Origin of the sequence: Acinetobacter sp. IK23 (genome assembly GCF_035615275.1) — a bacterium.
Lineage (GTDB): Bacteria > Pseudomonadota > Gammaproteobacteria > Pseudomonadales > Moraxellaceae > Acinetobacter > Acinetobacter seifertii.
The window spans coordinates 1-23,023 of the sequence record NZ_JANBNX010000025.1 but is presented as its reverse complement, the minus strand read 5'-3'; the positions used below and the strand labels follow the sequence as shown (position 1 = coordinate 23,023).

The following is a 23,023-nucleotide window of genomic DNA, read 5'->3' as shown; positions in this document are numbered from 1 at the left end:
TAAAATTTTAAAGCAAAATGACGTTTCATGCACCCTTTGAAGGAGCTGAAATTTTATGATTTTGCTGAATATGTCGATCACGCTTTAATACAAGAGCACATATTCCAAATAATAACAAAAACTTAACAATGCCTTTTTTACTGGGCTGTTTCTTTTTGATAAGCACGTTTTCCATAAACATAAGTTACCTCAATATTACGGTCATCACCTAAAGTGAATAATGCAAATAGTGAATCTTCAACAGTCTTAGATTTAGACTGGCGAAGTTGCTGGAGTGCTGTTGGCTTTAAGTTTAGTACCACAAAGTCTGCTTCTTTACCGACGTTGAAGTTGCCTAACTGATCTTGTAGATCAAGTGCTTTTGCTCCGCCTAGCGTGGCATGATAAAGCGCTTCATAAGCTGAAAGTTTATCACCTTGTAACTGCTGAACCTTATAAGCCTCGTTAACAGTTTGTAGCAAACTAAATGATGTACCCGCACCGATATCTGTCCCTAAACCTACTTTCACTTGTTTTTCCCATGTCTTTTTCAATGGGAATAAACCACTGCCTAAGAACAGGTTTGAGGTTGGACAAAATGCGATAGCTGACTGCGTATCATGCATACATTGCCATTCTTGATCTTCTAAGTGAACGCAATGCGCAAATACAGAACGTTTACCAGTTAGGCCATAATGTTGATAAACATCTAAATAGCCCGCTTGTTCTGGAAATAAAGATTTCACCCAAGCAATTTCATCTTTGTTTTCACTTAAATGAGTATGTACATAAACATCCGGAAACTCTTGTTTTAACTGCCCTGCTCTTTCTAACTGTTCAGGTGTAGATGTTGGTGCAAAACGTGGCGTAATTGCATATAGAGCACGGCCTTTACCATGCCATTTTTCAATGAGTGCTTTAGTGTCGCTGTAAGCCGTTTCTGGTGTGTCACACAGCGCTTCAGGGGCATTACGGTCCATGAGTACCTTACCGGCGATTAAACGCATCTGAACGTGCTCTGCGGCTTCAAATAAGGCATCCACAGACTCAGGATGAACTGTACAGAAAACGAGGGCTGTGGTTGTACCGTGTTTTAATAGCTCTTGAACAAAGAACTGGGCAATTTCACTTGCGTATGCTTTGTCTTGAAACTGGATTTCGGTTGGAAATGTATAGGTATTAAGCCAGCTTAAAAGTTGCTCGCCGTAAGCTCCCACCATTTCAGTTTGCGGAAAATGAATATGGGTATCAATAAAGCCGGGTACAATCAATTGTTCTGGGTAATGTTGAACCTCAACTCCAGCAGGAAGATGCTGTTGAGCGTCTTCCCATGCACCAAACCATTTGATTTTTCCATGTTCACTAATCAATAGACCATCTTCTAGATAACGCACTTGATTTGGAATATCAGTTGGCTCAGAGACAGTTTGTTGAATATCTAAAAAACGACCACGCACAACGGTGGTATTTGCGATCAATGACATGGAAAGCCTTTATATTTTCACTTTTTTCGATTGATTGTACCCCACTTAGCCAAGATTTAAACGGTATAACGTTTACTTAGTCCCCATTCTGCCAAAATCCGTCGATAAGTCGTTGATGAACGGTCTGCTTCAAAATGTGCCTCCATCATTAAATCAAGCGGAAGGTCTTCCGGCTTTTGTGATTCGACCATGTCTTGGTCTTCTGCAAAAATTTGCGCATTAAATGCATATACCTTTTCTAAATCCCCTGTTTGGTCAAAGTTACGTGTAAGTGGAACAAATAAACGGGTTTTATTGCTTGAGATAGGACAGCAGGCATTTAAGATTTTTAAGACCCCACCTTCTGGGAAATCGACCGTAAGCACAGCTGAAAAAGGCGGATAGACATCAAAGGTACGCTTCCATAAAAAACCTTCTGGTTCGAGATGTTTTAGCTCATGCGGATAATTACTGACATTGCTGATATAGACCGTTTTTAAGCCATATTCGGTACGTTCAGTATGGTATTTAGGGACAATGGGATTATCGCGACTGGCAAAGGCATTGTGATGTACCCAGGCAAAATGTGCGACATCGATAAATCCTTCGAGTTGACGTCCGCTAGAGCCACCAATATCAACAAATGGCGGTAAAATTGATTGATGCTCTGCATGGTCCCAAGTATCTAATACAGGAATATTGGCTTTAGCAACATCACGACCATGAATACTGGTCCAAATCAGGCCATAACGTTCAACAACCGGAAATTTGGTCAGAGAAAAACGATCCGAAATTTTAGTTAACTCGGGTTGAGCTGGTATTTGGGTACATTTCCCTTCAGTGTTATAGCGTAGACCATGATAAGGACACACAATTTCTTCACCATCGACCCAACCTTTGGTTAAAGGAACGCCACGATGTGGGCAAATGTCTCGCACCAGATGAATTTCACCACTTTCTGTCTTATATAAAGCCATGTTGACGTCTAGTAATGTAACTCGTTGAGGTGCTGTGGAGACATCTTGAATACGCGCAACTGGATACCAATGAGTAGATAAAATTTCCCAATCTTTTGCTTCAAAGCTGCTGTTACACGGCATTGCAAGTGGCGTTAAAGTTGGAATCGCATTCATGGCATCTCTCCTTAAAAAAATCAGGGCTCTTTCGAGCCCCTAAAATCTAGGCTTTTTTCTTTTTAGGAGATGCAAAGAGCTTGCCAATATTGATTTTTAATAAAGAAATTAAGAGTAAAATTATTAAAATACATAATTTTATGGAATTTTATTTTTGAATTTTTGTTCTAAATTAGATTTGAAAATGAAAGTTCATTATGCGTTTTATACTTAAAGTGCACTGATTGATTGCAAGAAAGACCCAATAAAAAAGCACTTTAAAAGTGCTTTTTTATGTAGATCCCTTGATAGGATGAATTAAGACTGCAATTGCTTTTTGTTGTGTCGTAAAGAGAGGTAAGCGGTAATTGCTAACACGATTACGATAAAGCTTAACGAGATCCAGATTGGCATGTGGAATACATCAAGCAACAACATTTTTGCACCAATGAACAATAAGATGATGCCTAAACCATACGGTAAGTAATGCAGTTTAGACGCAGCGCCAGCAAGCAAGAAGAACATTGCGCGTAAGCCTAAAATTGCCATTAAGTTCGCTGTTAAAACAATAAACGGGTCGCTCGTTACCGCGAAAATAGCAGGAATAGAATCTACCGCGAAAATCACATCTGAAGCTTCAACCAAAATCAAAACTAGAAATAACGGCGTTGCCCACAATAAACCATTTTGACGAACAAAGAATTTGTCACCATCAAGCTGTGGCGTAATACGCATGTGCTTACGTAGCCATTTTAAAATTTTGATGTCTTCGATATTGGTTTCTTCTTCTTGGCCCTTTAAGAACTTAAAGCCTGTATAAACCAAGAACGCACCGAAAATATAAAGAACCCAAGAAAATTCTTGAACGAACCATGCACCAATAAAGATAAACAGAGTACGCAGTACGATTGCGCCTAATACGCCGTAGAGCAAAATTTTACGTTGTAGCGCAGCTGGAATAGCAAATGCCGCAAAAATCATTAACCAGACGAAAACGTTGTCAATTGCGAGGGACTTTTCAAGTAAGTAACCTGCAAAGTATTCCATGGTTTTTTGGTTTGCTAAGGTCACCCCAACCGTTTGTTGGAGATAAAGCCATAAACCACCACCAAATAAGACCGCGACGCTTACCCACGCCACGCTCCAGTACGCAGCTTGCTTAATTGAGACATCTTGACCTTGCTTTTGCTTAAAGCCTAAAAAGTCCACTAAAAGCATGACAATGACAATGCCAAAGAATGCTATGTACAGCCATAGATTGCCGATTGTTTCCATAAATCCTCCCTACATCCGGCAATTTGGCATAAAAAAACCTCGACCAGTTGCCAGATGAATTAAAACATCTGTATCAACATGATCAAGGTCTTGCCTACATCATGAATTTCACGATGCTCAGATACCGACTTTTTAATAAAAGTGTATTGACGATATCTGACACATAACATTGCTGTTATGTTTGGAGGAGGCTACTCCCCTTGTCAAACTAAATTCTGTATTGGATAAAACCTATCCAATTACACATAGAATGGCAGATTTTTTTGTATTACGCAACTGAACTTAATGTCGTGGTTTTAATATAAAAAAATCTACGGATTATTTAATCAAACCGCGGTCTAAAAGCGGTTTGCATATAATTTGGTAAAGGTAAATAAAGAATGCGGTCAAACTTGTACCGTAAGCATTCCAGAAGTAATAACCTGCCGTATTGACCAGAAGCGCGACAATAAAAGCCCCCAGCATGTCTAAAGGGAAATGCACACCTAAATAAATACGTGACCACGCTACCACAAATGACAAAAATAACAGAATGATTCCAATCATTTTGCGCTGAGCAAACAAATAAGACAGGGCTATGGTGCTGAAAATCAGCATATGATTACTTGGAAAAGATGCTGTTGGTGCATGTTCAATAAACGTGGTGCCCACACCCATCACAAATGGTCTTGGATGATGATAAAATAGAGAAATAACATAACCCACTAAAAGTGATATGCAGGTTAAAAAGACAGATTTAATGACCCTATTTTTTAAATCTTGATCGCCGTAGAACCATAAAAATGTAAGGATGAATAAAAGAATATAGAGGAGATCATTAGCAAAAAAGATAGCAAGGCGAATGATAAATTGACTCGCATCCTGAGCCCCATTAATCACATGGAATAAGCTAAGGTTGAGTGTTTCTAAAGACATTCATATTCCAAACAAGAACAAAAAACGTGGGCTATGATAAAGAATTAAGCATGTTGTCTTGATAAAGAATTGTCACAAAAATGAAATATAGTTTGTTTGTGATTAAACATTAAACAGCAGACCTAAATAATTTTTAATGCGTGATCTGGTGGTTAATATTAAAGTGTTAACGTGTTGGCACTTTATTCGAGAACGTTATTTTATGACTACTCAAGAAAAACAGAAAAAATTAAGTTTGAGGCCTTTATCTCCAAGAGATCCTAAACAGCCGCATAGAGCAGCAACTCCCCTCGAATTATTGTTCGATTTAATTTTTGTGGTCGCGATTGCAACAGCCGGTCAGCAGTTACACCACGCGATTATTGAAAATCATCTCTGGCATGCACTGCCAAGCTACCTAATGGTGTTTTTTGCGCTGTGGTGGGCATGGATGAATTTTTCATGGTTCGCTTCAGCTTACGATAATGATGATGCATTGTATCGGTGCCTTACCTTTGTACAGATTGTGGGTTCCTTGGTCATGGCCGCAGGTATTCCTGATGTATTTCGTAGTCAGGACTTTGACATCATTATTGTGGGTTATGTGATTATGCGCTTAGCTTTAGTCACCCAGTGGCTCCGCGCAGCAAAACATGATCCTGAACGGCGAGTTACGGCTTATCGTTATGCGATCGGTATAGTCTTGGTACAAATTGGCTGGCTTGTGGCTAACTTTGCTCATGTACTTTCAATACCTCTATTTTTATGTCTGGTTGTGCTCGAGTTATTTGTTCCGATCTATGCAGAAAAACATTCGCCTACGCCGTGGCATCCTCATCATATTGTAGAGCGCTATGCCTTACTCACGATTATTGTTTTAGGCGAATCAATCGTAGGTAGTTTTAATGCCATACGTGATGCGCTTGCGGCTCAATCTATCAATATTCCTGCCGTTTTCTTAATGATTGGCGGATTAATGTTGATGTTTGCAATGTGGTGGGCTTACTTTGATCGCAGTGAACAGCATCATCATTTTAAAGGTGTACGCCCATTTGTATGGGGTTATGGCCATTATTTTGTCTTTGTAGGTATTGCTGCCGTAGGTGCTGCGCTTGCTGCCGCCGTAGATGTCACGACCCATCATGCACATATCTCTGATTTATATATGGGCGTAATTGTCGCAGTGAGTGTAGTGCTTTATACCACTTGTATATGGATGTTATACGAGTTTGAATGTTTAACCGGAATTTCTAAATGGTTTTATCCTATTACTGCGCTTATTATTTTATGTATTCCGTTCATTTGTAATAACGTGGGATATAGCGTATTTGCGATGGGTATTGTCTATACGCTACGTTTATTCATCTCGAATAAATTTATAGAAGATATAGAGCCAAAGCAGGTTTAAAGACCATTAAACTAAAAAACGGGTTTCATATAGAAACCCGTTTTTTATTGAATTATCTAGAGTGGAAGTTAAGCAGCTTTTGCTTTTAATGCGCTTATAAGTTTTTGATGTAAGCCACCAAAGCCACCATTAGACATAATCACCACAGCATCACCCTCACCTGCTTCATTAACAATACGGTTAATAATTTCATCAAGTGAACGGCTGACTTGAGCGCGGTTTGAAGCAGCTTCAATCACTGGTTGTAAATCCCAGTCTAAACCTTCTGGCTGGTACCAGATAACGTCATCTGCTAAGCGTGCTGAATGCGCTAAGCCATCCTTATGGCTGCCCATACGCATGGTATTTGAACGCGGTTCAATAATAGCCCATAAACGGCGTTCACCTAAGCGTTTGCGTGCGCCATCTAAAGTGGTGTCAATCGCTGTTGGGTGGTGAGCAAAGTCATCATAAACTTCAATACCATTGACTGTACCGAGTAACTCCATACGGCGTTTCACACCGCCAAAGTTAGATAAAGCTTCACAAGCTGTTGCAAGTGCAACGCCCACATGTTGAGCTGCTGCAATGGTTGCCAAAGCATTCGCTACGCTATGTTGCCCTGTCATAGACCATTTCACTTCACCAACGGCATTGCCATTTTCGAGGACTTTAAAATGGCTGCCATCAATTGAAATTAATTCGGCAGATAAAGCAGCTTTTTCATTCGCTTCTAAACTTGTACGAATCACTGGCGTCCAGCAACCCATTTCAAGCACTTCATCAATATGCGTTTCGGTAATTGGCGCAATAATACGGCCTTCACTTGGAATGGTACGAACAAGATGATGGAACTGTTTTTGAATCGCTGCTAGGTCATCAAAAATATCGGCATGGTCAAATTCAAGGTTATTTAAAATCGCCGTTTTTGGATGATAATGAACAAACTTAGAACGTTTATCAAAGAAAGCTGAGTCATATTCATCAGCTTCAACGCAGAAGTATTTGCCACCACCTAAACGAGCGCTTTCACTAAAACCAAGTGGAACACCACCAATTAAAAAGCCCGGATTTAAACCAGCCTGATCAAGTACCCAAGCGAGCATAGTTGTTGTGGTTGTTTTTCCATGAGTACCCGCTACACCAAGTACATGTTTACCTTGTAAAACGTGATCTGCAAGGAACTGTGGACCAGAAATATATGGCAGGCCTTCATTAAGCATGTATTCCACGGCATCAATACCACGTTTCATGGCGTTGCCGACAATAACCAAATCTGGATGAGGCTGTAAATGGCTACGGTCATAGCCTTGCATGAGTTCAATACCTGCGTTTTCTAACTGGGTAGACATTGGCGGGTAAACGTTTGAATCGGAACCTGTTACCTTATGTCCTAAATCACGAGCTAAAAGTGCTAAAGAGCCCATAAAAGTGCCACAAATACCCAAGATATGCAGATGCATTGCTCGCCTTCTCCACTGCTTTTGTACACAGTATAAATATGATTTACTGTGGTTTCATTATTGATAAATTTGCCAGCAACGATAGCAAGGCTCAACTGGAAAAGATAGTCAAAATTCGTTGTTGTTCTATGTGTTTGAGATGCCTATAAACGGACAGCTTTATTTTTTAGATTTAAGCTGAATTACAGTTTTATCTTTTATAATATTTTTGATCCATATTAATACTTATATCATCGTAATGATGAAGGATGTGCCTTTGAGCCCAACGGTTTTAGCTTTTGTGCTATTAATTATTTCGAACTGTTTTATGACACTTGCATGGTATGGGCATCTTAAGTTTTTGCACCATGCTCCATTCTGGCAAGCGATTTTATTCGGTTGGATTATTGCCCTACTGGAATATAGTTTTATGATTCCAGCAACTCGAATCTTGAGTGATCAAAACTGGACCTTGGGTGAAATGAAAATTACCCAAGAAGTGGTTACGCTTATTGTATTTGTGCCATTTATGGTGTTGCTGTTTAAGCAGCCGTTTAAATTAGACTATGTTTGGGCCATGTTATGCCTGTTTGGCTGCGTCTATTTTGTATTTAGAAGCCAGTAAAATTATTTGAAATCGGGTTTTCAGACAGATCGTTGTTAAATCCATCGGATTCATGCTTTTTCCTCATAAACTTGGGCTTTGGGGTGAGTGAAAAAACAGCTATAATATTGGCCTCATCTTTTTCTCTCATGCTTGGCTTGGTACAAGTCGAGTTTTTACCATTTTTACGCTTTGGAAATGCCAATGAACGCGGTCGCAACAGATACCCAACCTTTAGTCGGAATTATCATGGGTTCCCAGTCCGATTGGGCAACGCTTGAACATACTGCCAATATGCTTAAACAGCTTGGTGTCCCATTTGAAGCGGAAGTGGTATCTGCTCACCGTACGCCAGACCGTTTATTTGAATATGCAGAAACTGCGCGTGATCGTGGTATTCAAGTGATTATTGCTGGTGCTGGTGGTGCTGCGCATTTACCAGGTATGTGTGCTGCAAAAACTGACTTACCTGTGTTGGGTGTACCAGTTAAATCATCAATTTTAAATGGTGTAGATTCATTACTTTCAATCGTACAAATGCCAGCAGGTATCGCAGTGGGTACTTTGGCAATTGGTCCGGCTGGTGCGACTAATGCTGCGATTATGGCTGCTCAAATCTTAGGTTTAACTCGTCCTGAAATCGCAAAAAATGTTGCTGATTTCCGTGCTGCACAAACTGATAAAGTTGCAAGCAACAACATTCCGGGACAAGTTTAAGAGGCTGAAATGGATAAAACTATCGGTATTTTTGGTGGTGGACAACTGGGCCGTATGATGGCGCAAGCAGCTTTACCATTAAATATTCAATGTACTTTTTTTGAAGCAAATACAGATTGTCCCGCAGGTGTTTTAGGTCAAGTTTTTTCTAGCCAAGATGAACAAGGTTTAAAGCAGTTTATTGAAAGTGCTGATGTTTTCAGTCTTGAATTTGAAAATACGCCCGTTGCGGACGTAGATGTTTTGACTCAAACCAAAACATTGCACCCTCCCCGTATTGCTTTAGCAACTGCACAAAATCGTTTATCTGAAAAAGCATTGTTTGATGAACTTGCGATTCCTGTTGCACCGTATCGTGCTGTAGATAGCTTAGAAAGCTTGAAAAAAGCTGTTGCTGAACTTGGTTTGCCGATTGTACTTAAGACGGCAACTGGTGGATACGACGGCAAAGGTCAGTTTGTACTTCGTTCAGAAGACCAAATTGATACTGCTTGGGCAGAGCTTGGTCCTGCAAAAAGCTTAGTTGCTGAAAGTTTTGTGAAGTTTTCTCGCGAAGTTTCGATTATTGCAGTACGTGGTCAAAATGGTGAAGTAAAAACTTGGCCATTAGCTGAAAACCACCATCACAATGGTATTTTGTCACACTCAATCGTACCTGCACCGAATAGTGAAGCTCTACAACCTGTTGCTCAAGACTACATTACACGTTTGTTAAATCATCTCAACTATGTAGGTGTGCTAACTCTCGAGCTATTTGTGACAGAACAAGGCTTGTGTGCAAATGAGATGGCACCACGTGTGCATAACTCAGGCCACTGGTCAATTGAAGGCGCCGTATGTTCGCAGTTTGAAAATCATGTTCGAGCTGTTGCAGGGTTACCATTGGGTTCAACAGACGTTGTTCGTCCAACGGTTATGATCAATATTATTGGTCAGCATCCTAAAACTGAAGATGTTTTAGCACTAAATGGCGCTCATCTGCACCTTTATAACAAATCAGAACGTGCTGGCCGTAAGTTGGGTCACATTACGTTAATGCCTGTGGATAGTAATGAATTGACGAATTTATGCCGTCAATTAGCGAAAATTTTGCCAGAACCACTCGCATTGACAGCTGATATGACTATTTAATTAAGTTAAAATTTCTAAAAAGCGATCTTCGGATCGCTTTTTTTGTCTTTTAAATTTAAAAAATCTAATGTTGTTCTGTTGTGGATAACTTTTGTTAAGCTTTTTGAATTTAAATGAGGACTTTTATTTTAAATTTAAAAAATGAAACAAGGTGTTTTAGTGGTTTTGAATTTAAAATAAGTTATCCCCAGTACCTAAAGTTTGAATTTAAATCTAGTGGATCAGCTTATGTTTGTTTTGAATTTAAAAAGATGCATGTTATCTCGGTGGTGTTTTGAATTCAAAACTATATCTAACTTTTAAATTTAAAATATCTCTCTGAGTGGTGAAGGGGTTGTAGCATATAAAGATGATGAAGAGCATAGCGAATATAGGATATAGGAGTTGAGGCAGTTTAGAGCTGTGGTTTTATAAGTTATCCACAGATGGATTGGGCTTATATTTTTAAATTTAAAGAGGCATTTTGAATTTAAACTGCAGGAGGGATTTTTGAATTTAAAAACTAATTAATCTTGTGTAAGAAGTTTTAAATTCAAAACTAGATGTAAAATTTGAATTTAAAACTCTGGAAATGAATTTAAAGAATTAATTATGAATTCAAATTTACGATTTCTCTCTGAAAATTTTGAGTCCATAATGGTATGGTAAAGACAAATTTAAATTTAAAAATTGAACTAGGATAATATGCGACGTTTTTCTTGTATTGTTGGGTCTATATTTTTGACAATGACTCAGGCTCAAGCAGAGCTGATAATTAATGGTTCTACTTCTACAATATCTAGTAATGCGACTGTTCCTGTAACGAATAGCAATACTTACACGCCTAATAATAATTTTCAGAGTTGTTTGGCAAATTTACGTTCGCAAGCGATTGCTGCAGGTGTTTCAGGTAGCACTTATGACCGCTATACACAAAATTTAACGCCGGACTACTCAGTAATTGATAAGTTAAATTATCAGCCAGAATTTTCGACACCGATTTGGGACTATTTATCTGGTCTTGTAGATGAAGAGCGTGTTGAGCTTGGTAAACAAAAATTAGCGCAATATCGAGATGTTTTAAATCGTGCATCTCAAACTTATGGCGTACCGCCAGAAACAATTGTGGCAGTGTGGGGCGTTGAAAGTAATTTTGGTGATATTTCTGGAAAATATCCTTTATTGCAAGCACTTGGAACTTTAAGTTGTGAAGGGCGCCGACAAAGTTATTTCCGTACAGAATTTTTTGCCACTATGCGTATTTTACAACGTGGTGATTTAACCGAAGATCAGCTTAAAGGCTCATGGGCAGGCGCATTCGGTCATACACAGTTTATGCCATCAACTTATGAGCGCTTAGCTGTTGATTTTGATGGTGATGGTCGTCGTGACTTAGTGTCTAGTACAGCAGATGCATTGGCATCAACAGCTAATTTCTTGAATAAAGCTGGTTGGCAAACGGGTATGCCATGGGGCTTTGAAGTCAAAATCCCAGCAGGTATGTCAATTGATGGAGAAGGGCGTCGCTCTAAAAAATCATTGAGTAGCTGGAATGCGCGTGGAGTAACTCGAATTGATGGTACACCTTTAATTCAAGGTGCGTTGTCTGATAATACGCCTGCTGGTTTAATGGCACCAGCAGGAGCAAATGGCCCAATCTTTTTAGTATTTAAAAATTTTGATGCTATTTATAGTTATAACGCAGCAGAAAGTTATGGACTTGCGATTGCACATTTATCTGATCGTTTGAAAGGTGGTAAACCATTCGTTGCTTCTTGGCCAACAGATGACCCTGGTACTTCACGAGCAGAACGTCGAGAAATTCAGCAGTTTTTGATTAATCGTGGTTATGATATTGGTGCTGTGGATGGCTTAATTGGTGATAAAACTCGCGTTGCTATCCGTCAGGAACAAACTCGTTTAGGTTTAAATCCAAATGGACGGGCAGGGCAACAGATTTTACGTGCATTTCGCCAAGAGCAAGCTCGAAAAATGATGCAGTAATAACGATACCAAATAAAAAGGTCTGCATATGCAGACCTTTTTATTTGGCAGTTAAACTATGAATTAATCTAGCTTTACAGCTTCCAAAATGTCCAAAATAACTGAAGTGACATCTTGGCTTAAATCACGATCATTGAAGATTTCATAAGCAGTAATAGTGACATCAGTGTCACTTGGCAACTGCTTTTGTTCTTCTTCGATTAAATGCTCGATAGGGAGTAAGGTTTGCTTAACTTCAAGATGTAAAATATCTTTATATTCAATATTTTCATCTTCAAGCTCAATTTCTTGCTCGTTAAAGTAAGGCAACAAAATAGAATGAAGGTACGGTTTAAGTTCAATAATATCAAATAGTTCGATATCTCGAGTTTGTTCAATCGTACTAATGTGGTCATTTACTTCAATCAGGATATGATAATAACTCATCTTGATCTCCATTCTATTTTAGTCAGCTCTTACAACCACAATAACATGACTTTGACATGAATTTCGATGTATCTACTTATAAAATAGATACATCATTGATGTTTCATATCTAATTATTGAGGTAAAGCGTTTAGTAGATCACGATCAGCGTCAGTTAAAACATTAGTTTTTTTATCACTGTCCTTGCGAACTGAGTACATTAAGGCACCAGGTTGATCGCTATGTTTCAAACCAAGCGCATGGCCTAACTCATGAGCAATCGTTAAACGTAAATCATCAATAGAGCTATATTCATAGATTGTGATTTGTTTACCGTTATAAATGCCTTTCTTAAAAACATCAGCTTGGGCATTTTGCTTAAACTGATTTAAAGATTGATTGAACTTATCATTAATCTGGTTAAAGTGATTAACCTTTTTATTTAAGTCTGCAGCTTGTTGATTATAAGCGGCAATATCTTTCTTCAAAGAAACTGTTTGTTTCTGTAAATCTTTCTGAGTTTTACCAAGCGATTTTGCTGTGTATTCAGGTGCTAATTTACCTTGATTAAACTGCATCATTTGTTGATCAAAATTTTTCAACTTCTCATTTAAGATCTGTTTTTTGTTTTCAAGATCAGATTGAGTTTGACTTAAATTTTGCTTCAACTGTTTAATTTGTTGTTGCTCATCAATGATACGTTGTTGATCTTGTTTAAACTGAGCAGAAATTTTTTGACGCTCTGCTGAACGATTTTGGCTGTCGTCATATACAAGACGAATTTCTAACTTTGCATTTGGGTCATAAGTAAAGTAATTCTTACCTGTCCCTTCTTTCCAAATATCAGCAGCTTGCTGAGTAATCTCAAGCAATTGATCTTGACTTAAACCAAAACGAGGATCAACTTCAGCAATTTTATATGTCAAATGTTGAGCATTTTTCTGCTGAACTTGAGTATTTGTAGAAGTAGCCAAGTGAGCATTGGCCTGAAAATTAGAGAAAGCAAAAGCTAAGCCTAATAACAAAGATGTTAAGCGCATAGTCGTCAGGGGGGGAGATTTAAAAAAAACGTATTATAAGAATATAAAGTGAAAAATCAATCAAAAAATGTACAATTTTAATAAATAAATGAGACTTTAGTCTCATTATTTTTAACTTTTGAAAAATGAATTATTAGCAAAATTTAATTAATTTCTATTTTATTTAAGTGTTTAGTTTTAATGATTTTCGTTATTAGAACTATAAAATGAGCTTAGTAAATCTAAATCCGAATGTGTTAATTTGAAGTTGTGAATATCTTGCTCTTTTAAACGAGGATACATTAGAGACTTTGGGTCGGCTGTATGTTTTAGACCTAATGCATGTCCAAACTCATGAGCAAGGGTTAGGCGTAAATCATCGAATGAACTAAAACCATAAATCTGAATTTGATTATGACTGAATAAGCCTTTATGAAAAGTTTCTGGACCAACAGTCGTGGTTAAATTAATTTGTTTAATAGCTTCATTAAGTAGGTTTTGCTGTTGATTTATTTGCATAATTTGAGAATTAAGACTTTCTATCTTATTGCTATGTTGAATAAATTTAGCTTTTAACTCTAATGATTGTTGATTTAACTGAGTTTGACGTTTGATTAAATCAACTTGATTGAATTTTCCCAAATTTCCTTGATTATAAAGAGTTACATCTTGCTGATATTGTTCAAATTTATTATTAAGCTGAAGTTTTTCTTCATTTAGAAGAACAGTTTCCTGATCTATTTGTTGTTTTAACAAATGAATAGCTTTATTTTTCTCCCGCCATTCTTCTTGCTGCTGTAATAACTTATTTATATCAATTTTTCTTTCATTTTGAGCAGTTTGATAATCATCAAACACTAAGTTAATTGTAAGCTCTGCTTGTGAGTCATAAATAAAATAAGTTTTTCCTGTTTCTTTCTGCCAGATTTCAGCAGCTTCTTGACCAATTTGCATAAATTGTTCTTTAGTAAGATGAAAGCGTGGATCTATAAAATCAATCTTATATTTTAAAGGCTGATTAAAAGTAACACTTGATAAGTTGCTTTGAGCAAAAGCAAATGTGTGTAAGCTCATACTTAAGTAAAAGCTCATTCCCCACCATAGAAATTTTTTCATGGCAAAATAAAAATATAAATATTAATAAATTCTTATTGTTAGTGAGTAATTTAGATTCGTCAAAGTGATAAAGGAGACCAAAGAAGGCGATCATTTTGTGATCTTGCTAAAGAAACGGAATAAATAAAACTATTTATTTGGCATTAATTTTAAAATTAATGGATTTAATAACAGTGGTTTTATTTTTTAAAAAATACAATAAATAATAAATAGTTAGTTTTTATAAGTGACTATTTTGACAATAAATTATTTCAAAAAATATATAAATTGCAATTGTTATTTTTTGTAAACAATAAAAAACCGCGCTTTCGCGCGGTCTTTTTTTAAAGAGACAAATTATTTTTTGTCGTCTTTTACTTCTGTAAATTCAGCATCTACAACGCCATCATCAGCTTTTTGTTGACCAGCTTCACCGCCTTGGAATGCATTAGGATCAAAACCTTCAGCACCACCAGCTTGTTGCGCTTGTTCATAAGCACGTTGAGTGATCGGCATCAAAATGTTTTGTAAAGCTTCAGTTTTTGCTTTAATCGCTTCAACATCATTTTCTTTAGTTGCTGCTTCAAGTTCAGAAACCGCTGCGCTTACCGCTGTTTTTTCATCTTCAGTCACTTTTTCACCAAGATCTTTAACAGCTTTGTTCGAGCTTGAAATTAATGCATCAGCTTCGTTACGAGCTTTTGCAAGTTCTTCAAACTTACGGTCTTCCTCAGCATTCGCTTCAGCATCTCTAATCATCGCTTCGATTTCAGCATCAGATAAACCTGAGTTTGCTTTAATCTGAATCGATTGCTCTTTACCAGTGCTCTTGTCTTTCGCAGATACTTTCAAGATACCGTCAGCGTTGATGTCAAACGATACTTCAATTTGCGGCACACCACGTGGAGCAGGTGGGATATCGCCTAATTGGAAGTTACCCAACAATTTGTTTTGTTGAGCCATTTTACGTTCACCTTGGTAAACCGAAATATCTACAGCTGGTTGGTTATCAGCAGCAGTAGAGAACACTTGTGATTTCTTCGCAGGAATCGTAGTGTTTTTCTCAATGATTGGTGTTAATACACCGCCCATTGTTTCAATACCTAAAGTTAATGGTGTTACGTCAAGAAGTAATACGTCATTCTTGTCACCAGACAATACAGCACCTTGAATTGCAGCACCGATTGCAACTGCTTCGTCAGGGTTCACGTCTTTACGTGGCTCTTTACCAAAGAATTCTTGTACTTTTTGTTGTACAAGTGGCATACGAGACTGACCACCAACCAAAATTACGTCAGAGATGTCAGAAGTCGAAAGACCAGCATCTTTAAGAGCAATACGGCAAGGTTCAATTGTACGAGCAACTAGGTCAGCAACTAAACCTTCAAGTTTTGCACGAGTTACGTTGATCACTAAGTGTTTAGGACCAGTCGCATCAGCCGTGATGTATGGAAGGTTGATTTCAGTTGCATTAGATGAAGAAAGCTCGATTTTTGCTTTTTCAGCAGCTTCTTTCAAACGTTGTAACGCAAGTGGATCATTTTTCAAGTTCACACTTTGTTCTTTCTTGAATTCTTCAACTAAGTATTCAATTAACGCGTTATCAAAGTCTTCACCACCAAGGAAAGTATCACCGTTAGTTGATAACACTTCGATTTGTTGGTCGCCATCAAGGTCTGCGATTTCAATGATAGATACGTCAAAAGTACCACCACCTAAGTCGTAAACTGCAACTTTACGGTCGCCTTCTTTTTTGTCCATACCGAACGCAAGAGCCGCAGCAGTTGGTTCGTTAATGATGCGTTTAACATCTAAACCAGCAATTTTACCTGCATCTTTAGTTGCTTGACGTTGAGCATCGTTAAAGTAAGCAGGAACAGTAATAACTGCTTCTGTAACTGTTTCACCTAAATAATCTTCTGCAGTTTTCTTCATCTTTTTCAAGATTTCAGCAGAGATTTGTTGAGGTGCTAATTTTTTATCGTTTACTTCAACCCAAGCATCACCATTGTCTGCTTTGATGATTTTATACGGTACAAGACCAATGTCTTTTTGTACTGCTTGATCTTCATAACGACGACCAATTAAACGCTTGATCGCGAACAATGTATTTTTAGGGTTTGTTACTGCCTGACGCTTAGCGCTTTGACCAACTAAAATCTCGCCATCTTTATAAGCAATGATCGATGGAGTTGTACGTGCGCCTTCAGCGTTTTCGATTACTTTTACTTTATCGCCTTCAAGTACAGCAACACATGAGTTGGTAGTACCTAAGTCAATACCAATAATTTTTGCCATTTGGTGTGTTCCTCTAAAATTCTGTTGCAATGTTTTGCTTGTTATTCGATATGAGAGTCAATCGGTTTTTTTCAAGCATTTTTATGAAAAAAAATCAAAAAACTCTCAAGTTCTTGTGCTTTTAGCAAAGCGATGCTTCGCTTTTGTTCGTTTTATTGACCAACCATAACCATAGCAGGGCGCAACAAACGACCATTTAAGGTATAGCCTTTTTGTAAAACGGTGCCGATTTCATTGGCTTTGGCATTTGGATCAATGCCAACAGCTTGATGTAAATCTGCGTTGAATCCATTTTGAGTATCAGCTTCTACAACGCCAAATTTCTCAAGAGTTGTTAATAGTGACTTCAAGGTTAGCTTAATACCTTCAAGTACAGGTGTTTCTTCACCACCAGCAGCCTGAATTGCACGTTCTAAATTGTCGACAGAGTCCAACAATTCTTTTGCAAATTTTTCAAGCACAGTTTCTTTATGCTTCTCAGACTCACGTTGAATACGCTCTACACTTTTTTGTGCTTCATAAACTGCATTTGCTGTACGAGCTTTTTCCAGCTTAAGATTTTCTTCTAGTTTGGTGATTTGCGCTTGTAAAGATTCAACGGTAACGTCGTTTGCTTGCTCTACACCTTCAGCTTGAGTTTGCTCGTTAGATTGCTCAGCTTGCTCATTTTGAATGTCTTGAGCTTGCTCATTTTGCTCATTAGCCATTGATGATCTCCGTTTAAATGGGTTTTTAAACATGTACAGTCCTTTTTGGCATCAGTATTTACTGCGTAAAACCTGAACTGCCATGCATATGCTGTAATTCATTAATAGGGATGAAGTATGGGCATTGCCTAAAAATTCAAGCGTACACGGCAATTTAAAGCTTTTAATTTTGCGGTTTTAAGTAAAAATCTAAATTTTCGATCATAAAAGCAATAAATTCTTGAGTAATTCGAGGTAAATGTTGTCTAGAGGCATACACGATCGACAAGCTTAGCTCAGGAGCCATAAAATTTTTAAATAAAGCGGTTAGACGTTTTTCTTTTAAATCTTTTTCAACTAATAATGACGGTAACATTGCGACTCCCTGTGCATGTAAACACATATCGTAAAGCGCATTTACATCATTACTTTTAAAAGTCACATTCAAAGGATAGTTCTGAGGTTGTTGTTCATTATCAAACAGTGTCCAGTATTGGTGCTGACTATGATGAGCAATACATTCATGCTGAATCAGTTGACGAGGATGAAGCAGGGGACTGTGTTGTTTTAAATAATCTGGATGAGCACAGAAAACGGACTCGATCTGACAAACTGGTCGTGCAATTAAACCATCGGCTACCTTTTGGGTAATACGTAACGCTAAGTCCACTTGTGCATCTATAAGATCCATAGTGTTTTCAGTCAAATAAACATCAAAATTAATATGCGGATGCTGACGTTTAAATTGGCGAATACATTCTGCTACCCCAAGTTCAAACAAAAATAAACCACAGGTAAAACGAATCGTACCGTTATGTTGCTCAGGCGCTGCGAGCTCTTGTAAAAGTTGTTGTTGTTGTAAAATATTTTCACAGTAGAGCAGAGCTTTCTCACCTGCGGGAGTGAGGGATATTTTTCGGGTATTTCTCTGAAAAAGTCGAGTTGAGAATGTATGTTCAAGGTGCTCAAGATAACGTGAAACCATGGCGCGAGAATAATTAAGATGTTCTGCGGCTTTGGTCAAATTGCCATGTTGTGCAATAGAAACAAAGACCTGAATCGCTTTTAAAGTATCCATATGTCTAGCTATTATTACAATATATGCAACAGTTTATCTTAAATTAGTGCATTTATCTTACATAAATTGCAATTTAAAGTGTTCTTCATGAAACAGGAGAATACCTAATGAAATTATTTAAATTAACCGCTTCTGCGCTTACTACTGCAACGGCATTAACTATGGCTCAGTCAGCTTTTGCTCAAGACCTAAAAATCCAGAGTTTTCTGGCTAAACCCGAACATTTTGGCGTGACGTCTACTTTAATTGAAGGCGATAAAGAAGTTCTATTGGTTAATGCGCAATTCTCAAAATCTGAAGCATTGCGCATTGCCGCAAATATTCTAGATAGCGGTAAAACGTTAAAAACAATTTTTGTAAGCTATGGCGACCCAGACTATTACTTTGGTTTAGATGTATTTAAACAGTATTTCCCGAATGTACAGATTATTGCCACTCCAGAAACAGTAAAGCATATTCAAGATACTCAAGCGCTTAAAGTTAAATATTGGGGACCACAAATGGGTGCAAATGCACCTAGCCAAATTATTGTGCCTCAAGCTTATACAGCTAAAACTTGAAAATGAATCAATCGAAATTAAAGGTAAAAAAGAACTTACCTATTTATGGGTACCGTCTGCAAAAGCAGTAGTAGGGGGAATCCCTGTGTCTTCAGGCATTCATTTATGGATGGCCGATACTCCTAAAACTAAAGATCGTGCGGAAGTTATTCAATCCTTAGAAAGTATCAAAGCCCTTCAGCCTAAAATTGTTGTGCCTGCGCATATGGTTGAGGGAGCTCCACAAGGTCTCGATGCGGTTAATTTCTCGATTAACTATTTAAATAGTTATGAAAAGGCAGCTAAAGCAACTAAAAACTCTGCTGAGTTGAGCAAAGCTATGCAAAAGCAATATCCAACTCTTCAAAGTGTTGATAGCTTAGAGTTAGGGGCTAAAGTTGTAAAAGGTGAAATGCAGTGGCCATAATTTAACGTTTAAGGCATATTCACTTTCAAAAAGTCGCGATCATTCGCGGCTTTTTTATGAGTAAACCACTTTTAAGGGTAAAAAAGCTCTGTAACAGTCTACGTGCCTTATATAGCGTTTCTATAAATGGAAAAATTTTAAATATAAGGGCTCAGCAGAATAAAAAGAAAAAATTGATAAAATTAAACAAACGTTTATCTATGGTTTAATTTATAAAATAGATTGGTCAGATTAAAAAATTGAATTTAATAAAAAATTGCAGAATTTGTACTTCTATTACTAGAAAAGACAACCAATGATACGCACGCCAGAAAAAAAAATTGTGAATTATAGGCAGCGCGAAGATGAACTTTGCATTTAAACGTTTGTCGTAATGAAAGGAAAGTGATTATGAAAAAATTAGGTCTTATCTCTGTAGTGCTTGCTGGTGTCGCTTTTACAGCTGTTGGTTGTGCATCTGAAGCTGGTTTAAACGCATCAGGTTCTGCTCAAACAAGTGCTAGCCCATCTGGGGTACAAGCAGGTGCTGGTATTGATGCAGGTGTTTCTGGTCAAGCACAACCAGGTCAAGTAGATGCTGGTGCTTCTGGTTCAGTTTCAGGTTCTGCAACTGCTCAGTAATTTGCTGCTAAAAATAAGAGATATGAGTTTATAGAACATATATGTTCAAGATGCCAATACATATATGAAATGAGCTGCTACTCATTTTTCTATAGATTAGAGAGAATTTATATTCCTCAAAAAAGCCCCAAAAGACTTATTTCTTTGGGGCTTTTTATATAGTAGTAAGTTTAGTCATCATGACGATAATCTCGGCGATCATGATCTCGATCTTCTACCCGTTTTTTATCCCAGTCACGGCGTCTTTTATCCCATTCACGACGATCTTTTTCTTGTTCACGAATATCTTTACGTTGTTGTTCGTATACTCGTTGACGCTCTTCCCAACGCTTCCGTTCCCAATCATTATATCGACGTTGATCATCACGATCATAGCGGCGATCATGGTCATTGTAAACGTATCCGCCACCACGATAATAAGGATCATCTGGGTAAGCAACACAGCCCACAGTTAAAAGACTGGTTGCTAACATAGTAACAACTAGTTTTGCTGACATAGCGGTACCTCTTTTTGTCTGTTAACAATAATTGGCAAAAAAGTCCTGTTTTAATCGACAGATTTGTTAATGACATTTGCTATAAATCAGATTAGCGTAGATTGGTTTTTACCTTTGTATCTTGATTGCATGAGTTGTATGCGAATATAGTCAAACAACAAAGAATTCTGTAGAAAATATGAAGGATAAGAGTGATTCAAGGAGACAGGCATGACAGCATTTAATCAAAAAATTCAAACATTGCTAGATAAAGGGCAAGGCCCTGCCGCTCGAGCACTCGATAGGTTGCCTCGACTAGCCCAAGAGTCTCTTGCGAAAATTTTAGGATATTCTTATCAATATCCAGATCTTGATTCATTTACTAAATGCATGATGGCTGTGCAAATTAAACAGGGGAAAGAGGGCTTTATTGGCTCTGACCCCATTCAATCAAGAAGAATGTTTGATGCACAAATGCAGGCTATACGCCAAAAACCAACTTATATTGATTCAGTAGAGAATATTCGCCTACCACTACAAAGCGGTACAATCTTTGCCAGACATTATCATCCTGCTTCTAACAAGAAACTGCCATTAATTGTGTTTTATCACGGAGGTGGTTTTGTCGTAGGCGGTTTAGATACTCATGATGAGGTTTGTCGTTTATTAGCTAAATATGCAAAAGTACAGGTACTCAGTATCGACTATCCTCTTGCTCCAGAAGTTTCACCACAACATTTAATTCAGTCATGTGAAGATGCATTAGCATGGGTTTATCAAAACCGCAGACAATTAAAAATTTTAAAAAATAGAATAGCGGTCGCAGGGGATAGTGCTGGTGGAAATATTAGTACTGTTGTAGCGCAAAGATCAGTAAATAAAGCTTATGCTCCGCAAGCACAATTACTTATTTATCCAACAGTGGATTTCAAAAGCAGACATCCTTCTTTTTATGCTTATAACGAAGGGTTGGTTTTAACAAATACCGATATTGATTACGTCACACAATATTATGCAACTCAGCATAATGTAGAACTTGACGATCCAATTATTTCACCTACCTATGGCAACCTAAAGAAAAATCCACCAGCTTTTGTGATTACAGCCGGACATGATGTCTTACATGACGAAGCAAAAATATATAGTCATAAGTTAAGACAAAATGGCGTGAAAATGCATTACGAAGAATTTCCGGAACAGACTCATGGTTTTATTAATCTGACACCAATTTCTAGAAAAGCGAAACGCCATACTATCGAAATTAGTAAAAACTTTAGAAAATTCTGGGATAAAAATAGTTAAACAAACACAATAATCCATGTTTCACGTGGAACATGGATTACTTAGAAAATAGAATTAAAATTCTTAATAAATACTCACTAGAATTCTTTGCTGTAGACGATTAGATTTAATGATTATCTTTTTATAAATTTTATTGTAGGAAAATATGAAAAAGCTATTGATGTTGTTTTGTCTAGGTCTAAGTAGTCACTCAGTATGGGCTAATAGCTTAGTTGAGATGCAAACAAATTTAGGCAACATCGAAATAGAGTTATATGATGACAAAGCACCGATTAGTGTGAATAACTTTAAAAGCTATATAAAGTCTGGTTTTTATAAAGAGACAATCTTTCATCGTGTGATTCCAGGTTTCATGGCACAAGGTGGTGGCATGACTGCAAATATGCAGGAAAAGACAACACGAGCGCCTATTAAGAATGAAGCAGGAAATGGTATTGCAAATACGCGTGGTACTTTAGCCATGGCTCGTACATCAGATCCAGATTCAGCTACTAGCCAGTTTTTTATAAATGTTGCAGATAATAAATTTCTTAACCGTTCACCAGGAAATCCAGGATACGCCGTTTTTGGTAAAGTGGTAAAAGGAATGGATGTGGTTGACCGTATTGTTCAGGTTCCTACATCAAACTATGGCATGCATCAAAACGTGCCAAAACAGCCTATAAAGATTGTAGATATAAAGATCAAAACATTAAAAAAATAAATTAATGATATAAAACAGACATTTAATAATTTTATAAGCCTTATTTGGGTGAAAAAGAACCGGTCGAACACAGATATTTATAAAAGTGCTTGCGTACCGGTTTTTTTTCCCTATAATGCACTCATCCCGACGCGATACATGAGAATATCTTAGCTTACAGGGTTAAGATAAAAGCTTAGTATTGTGTCGAATCTGTCTCTGACGAAGAGCAGAAAAATCATTAAGAGAATTGAAGAACAACTTGTGTGGATTTTTACTGATTGATTAATCGAAATAATTTTCATTGATTGATTGGTTTAAATTACTCGAAGTTTATTTGAGCGAAATTTAAGTCAGTAATTGATGAGCCAGAATTGGCACCTTGTCTTTAAATAAGGTGCAAAATGA

The 23,023-nt window shown here is 37.5% G+C and carries 18 protein-coding genes and 3 pseudogenes; 9 read left to right on the top strand and 12 right to left on the bottom strand.

Translation table 11 applies throughout. The annotated features are described in order from the left end of the window. Positions 1-137 precede the first annotated feature (137 nt). From guaD to MSG95_RS14840, 4 genes are all read right to left on the bottom strand, one after another. A complete protein-coding gene (guaD, locus tag MSG95_RS14855) occupies positions 138-1,463 on the bottom strand; it encodes a guanine deaminase (RefSeq protein ID WP_077165796.1) in 1,326 nt (441 codons plus the stop codon). Between the two features lie 56 nt (positions 1,464-1,519). Further along, positions 1,520-2,575 (bottom strand): aromatic ring-hydroxylating oxygenase subunit alpha, encoded by a 1,056-nt coding sequence (locus MSG95_RS14850; RefSeq protein WP_077165795.1) that lies wholly within the window; start codon positions 2,573-2,575, stop codon positions 1,520-1,522. A 297-nt stretch (positions 2,576-2,872) separates the two neighbouring features. Further along, positions 2,873-3,829 (bottom strand): TerC family protein, encoded by a 957-nt coding sequence (locus MSG95_RS14845; protein WP_077165794.1) that lies wholly within the window; start codon positions 3,827-3,829, stop codon positions 2,873-2,875. Between the two features lie 318 nt (positions 3,830-4,147). Then, on the bottom strand, positions 4,148-4,744 hold the full coding sequence (locus MSG95_RS14840) for an undecaprenyl-diphosphatase (protein ID WP_077165793.1): 597 nt from the start codon (positions 4,742-4,744) through the stop codon (positions 4,148-4,150). 136 nt (positions 4,745-4,880) lie between these two features. On the opposite strand from MSG95_RS14840, the gene MSG95_RS14835 reads away from it, so the two are divergent. Next, a complete protein-coding gene (locus MSG95_RS14835) occupies positions 4,881-6,131 on the top strand; it encodes a low temperature requirement protein A (protein WP_077165792.1) in 1,251 nt (416 codons plus the stop codon). Positions 6,132-6,199: 68 nt separating this feature from the next. Here the strand turns inward: MSG95_RS14835 and mpl are convergent, their stop codons facing one another. Then, entirely contained in the window at positions 6,200-7,573 is a 1,374-nt protein-coding gene (gene mpl / locus MSG95_RS14830) for a UDP-N-acetylmuramate:L-alanyl-gamma-D-glutamyl-meso-diaminopimelate ligase (RefSeq protein WP_019456671.1), read from the bottom strand. 241 nt (positions 7,574-7,814) lie between these two features. Here mpl and MSG95_RS14825 point away from each other — a divergent pair, with 241 nt between their 5' ends. The 4 genes from MSG95_RS14825 (at position 7,815) to MSG95_RS14810 (ending at position 11,987) form a co-directional block, all read left to right on the top strand. After that, entirely contained in the window at positions 7,815-8,177 is a 363-nt protein-coding gene (locus MSG95_RS14825; RefSeq protein WP_004711246.1) for a DMT family protein, read from the top strand. Positions 8,178-8,360: 183 nt separating this feature from the next. Continuing rightward, positions 8,361-8,873: a 5-(carboxyamino)imidazole ribonucleotide mutase gene (gene purE, locus MSG95_RS14820; RefSeq protein ID WP_000994663.1), complete on the top strand. Its 513-nt coding sequence runs from the start codon at positions 8,361-8,363 to the stop codon at positions 8,871-8,873. Between the two features lie 9 nt (positions 8,874-8,882). Next, positions 8,883-10,004: a 5-(carboxyamino)imidazole ribonucleotide synthase gene (locus tag MSG95_RS14815; RefSeq protein ID WP_004884239.1), complete on the top strand. Its 1,122-nt coding sequence runs from the start codon at positions 8,883-8,885 to the stop codon at positions 10,002-10,004. Positions 10,005-10,688: 684 nt separating this feature from the next. After that, positions 10,689-11,987, top strand: a complete 1,299-nt coding sequence (locus MSG95_RS14810; protein WP_004706164.1) for a lytic murein transglycosylase — start codon at positions 10,689-10,691, stop codon at positions 11,985-11,987. 63 nt (positions 11,988-12,050) lie between these two features. On the opposite strand, the gene MSG95_RS14805 is transcribed toward MSG95_RS14810, so the two are convergent. The 6 genes and pseudogenes from MSG95_RS14805 to MSG95_RS14780 all read right to left on the bottom strand — a co-directional run bounded on the left by MSG95_RS14805 (position 12,051) and on the right by MSG95_RS14780 (position 18,568). After that, positions 12,051-12,425 carry a hypothetical protein gene (locus tag MSG95_RS14805; protein ID WP_077164428.1) on the bottom strand — a complete coding sequence of 125 codons (375 nt, stop codon included), beginning with the start codon at positions 12,423-12,425 and terminating at the stop codon, positions 12,051-12,053. A 101-nt stretch (positions 12,426-12,526) separates the two neighbouring features. Further along, positions 12,527-13,538: pseudogene (locus tag MSG95_RS14800) on the bottom strand (M57 family metalloprotease). Between the two features lie 71 nt (positions 13,539-13,609). Continuing rightward, a complete protein-coding gene (locus tag MSG95_RS14795; protein ID WP_077165790.1) occupies positions 13,610-14,527 on the bottom strand; it encodes a matrixin family metalloprotease in 918 nt (305 codons plus the stop codon). 336 nt (positions 14,528-14,863) lie between these two features. Continuing rightward, positions 14,864-16,804: a molecular chaperone DnaK gene (gene dnaK, locus MSG95_RS14790; protein ID WP_324624872.1), complete on the bottom strand. Its 1,941-nt coding sequence runs from the start codon at positions 16,802-16,804 to the stop codon at positions 14,864-14,866. 152 nt (positions 16,805-16,956) lie between these two features. Next, positions 16,957-17,511, bottom strand: a complete 555-nt coding sequence (gene grpE / locus MSG95_RS14785) for a nucleotide exchange factor GrpE (protein WP_039250138.1) — start codon at positions 17,509-17,511, stop codon at positions 16,957-16,959. A gap of 128 nt (positions 17,512-17,639) precedes the next feature. Beyond that, positions 17,640-18,568 (bottom strand): annotated as a pseudogene (locus MSG95_RS14780) (LysR family transcriptional regulator). 107 nt (positions 18,569-18,675) lie between these two features. Here MSG95_RS14780 and MSG95_RS14775 point away from each other — a divergent pair. Then, positions 18,676-19,534, top strand: a pseudogene (locus MSG95_RS14775) (MBL fold metallo-hydrolase). Positions 19,535-19,924: 390 nt separating this feature from the next. Beyond that, positions 19,925-20,155: a hypothetical protein gene (locus tag MSG95_RS14770; RefSeq protein WP_004706148.1), complete on the top strand. Its 231-nt coding sequence runs from the start codon at positions 19,925-19,927 to the stop codon at positions 20,153-20,155. A 170-nt stretch (positions 20,156-20,325) separates the two neighbouring features. Here the strand turns inward: MSG95_RS14770 and MSG95_RS14765 are convergent, their stop codons facing one another. Further along, entirely contained in the window at positions 20,326-20,652 is a 327-nt protein-coding gene (locus MSG95_RS14765; RefSeq protein WP_077165788.1) for a hypothetical protein, read from the bottom strand. Between the two features lie 210 nt (positions 20,653-20,862). Here MSG95_RS14765 and MSG95_RS14760 point away from each other — a divergent pair, with 210 nt between their 5' ends. Beyond that, positions 20,863-21,933: an alpha/beta hydrolase gene (locus tag MSG95_RS14760; protein ID WP_077165787.1), complete on the top strand. Its 1,071-nt coding sequence runs from the start codon at positions 20,863-20,865 to the stop codon at positions 21,931-21,933. Positions 21,934-22,078: 145 nt separating this feature from the next. Then, complete coding sequence (locus tag MSG95_RS14755; RefSeq protein WP_139344797.1) at positions 22,079-22,636, top strand: peptidylprolyl isomerase; 558 nt, start codon at positions 22,079-22,081, stop codon at positions 22,634-22,636. Positions 22,637-23,023: the final 387 nt, after the last annotated feature.

Excerpts from the sequence above, each read along its gene's own strand:
- guaD (WP_077165796.1), bottom strand. The coding sequence starts at position 1,463 with ATGTCATTGATCGCAAATACCACCGTTGTGCGTGGTCGTTTTTTAGAT.
- MSG95_RS14850 (WP_077165795.1), bottom strand. The coding sequence starts at position 2,575 with ATGAATGCGATTCCAACTTTAACGCCACTTGCAATGCCGTGTAACAGC.
- MSG95_RS14795 (WP_077165790.1), bottom strand. The coding sequence starts at position 14,527 with ATGAAAAAATTTCTATGGTGGGGAATGAGCTTTTACTTAAGTATGAGC.
- MSG95_RS14765 (WP_077165788.1), bottom strand. The coding sequence starts at position 20,652 with ATGTCAGCAAAACTAGTTGTTACTATGTTAGCAACCAGTCTTTTAACT.
- MSG95_RS14845 (WP_077165794.1), bottom strand. The coding sequence starts at position 3,829 with ATGGAAACAATCGGCAATCTATGGCTGTACATAGCATTCTTTGGCATT.
- MSG95_RS14805 (WP_077164428.1), bottom strand. The coding sequence starts at position 12,425 with ATGGAGATCAAGATGAGTTATTATCATATCCTGATTGAAGTAAATGAC.
- MSG95_RS14840 (WP_077165793.1), bottom strand. The coding sequence starts at position 4,744 with ATGTCTTTAGAAACACTCAACCTTAGCTTATTCCATGTGATTAATGGG.
- MSG95_RS14810 (WP_004706164.1), top strand. The coding sequence starts at position 10,689 with ATGCGACGTTTTTCTTGTATTGTTGGGTCTATATTTTTGACAATGACT.
- MSG95_RS14755 (WP_139344797.1), top strand. The coding sequence starts at position 22,079 with ATGAAAAAGCTATTGATGTTGTTTTGTCTAGGTCTAAGTAGTCACTCA.
- MSG95_RS14835 (WP_077165792.1), top strand. The coding sequence starts at position 4,881 with ATGCGTGATCTGGTGGTTAATATTAAAGTGTTAACGTGTTGGCACTTT.
- purE (WP_000994663.1), top strand. The coding sequence starts at position 8,361 with ATGAACGCGGTCGCAACAGATACCCAACCTTTAGTCGGAATTATCATG.
- MSG95_RS14760 (WP_077165787.1), top strand. The coding sequence starts at position 20,863 with ATGACAGCATTTAATCAAAAAATTCAAACATTGCTAGATAAAGGGCAA.
- grpE (WP_039250138.1), bottom strand. The coding sequence starts at position 17,511 with ATGGCTAATGAGCAAAATGAGCAAGCTCAAGACATTCAAAATGAGCAA.
- mpl (WP_019456671.1), bottom strand. The coding sequence starts at position 7,573 with ATGCATCTGCATATCTTGGGTATTTGTGGCACTTTTATGGGCTCTTTA.
- MSG95_RS14770 (WP_004706148.1), top strand. The coding sequence starts at position 19,925 with ATGAAAAAATTAGGTCTTATCTCTGTAGTGCTTGCTGGTGTCGCTTTT.
- dnaK (WP_324624872.1), bottom strand. The coding sequence starts at position 16,804 with ATGGCAAAAATTATTGGTATTGACTTAGGTACTACCAACTCATGTGTT.
- MSG95_RS14825 (WP_004711246.1), top strand. The coding sequence starts at position 7,815 with ATGAAGGATGTGCCTTTGAGCCCAACGGTTTTAGCTTTTGTGCTATTA.
- MSG95_RS14815 (WP_004884239.1), top strand. The coding sequence starts at position 8,883 with ATGGATAAAACTATCGGTATTTTTGGTGGTGGACAACTGGGCCGTATG.